This is a genomic window from Pseudomonas protegens (genome assembly GCF_003732485.1).
Lineage (GTDB): Bacteria > Pseudomonadota > Gammaproteobacteria > Pseudomonadales > Pseudomonadaceae > Aquipseudomonas > Aquipseudomonas protegens_B.
Window position 1 is genome coordinate 71760 of record NZ_MOAK01000054.1, and the last position, 361, is coordinate 72120.

The 361-nt window shown below is 70.6% G+C and carries 1 pseudogene; it reads right to left on the reverse strand.

Annotated elements, in window-relative coordinates:
- Positions 1–361, reverse strand: a pseudogene (locus BLX41_RS35380) (hypothetical protein); the annotation flags it as partial.

The window sequence follows — 361 nt, forward strand, 5'->3', positions numbered from 1 at the left end:
CCTGCGGCCGACTGCGCCACCAGGCCGGCAGCCTGGCTGATCATCATGTCGGGGGCTATCGCGATCTGCGCCGGGGCATAGCTGAAGGTCTGGGCATTGGTGAACTGCACCGCCTGGACGATCTGGCTGTTGAGGGCATCGGTGCTGTCGGTGCCGGGCGTGCCGACCTGCTTCAGCCACTGCGCGTTCATCGTCTCCATCACCGAAGGTTGCGCAGCAGCGGCGGACGGCGGTGAAGGCGCAGGGTCGGGCGCCGAATCGGTGCCCGTCGACGCGGGCTCACTCGCCGCCTGAGGCGCGACCGCTTCAGCCGCCATACCGGGGCCGGCCGCCGCGCTCGCGGATTCATCGGCCGCGGCTG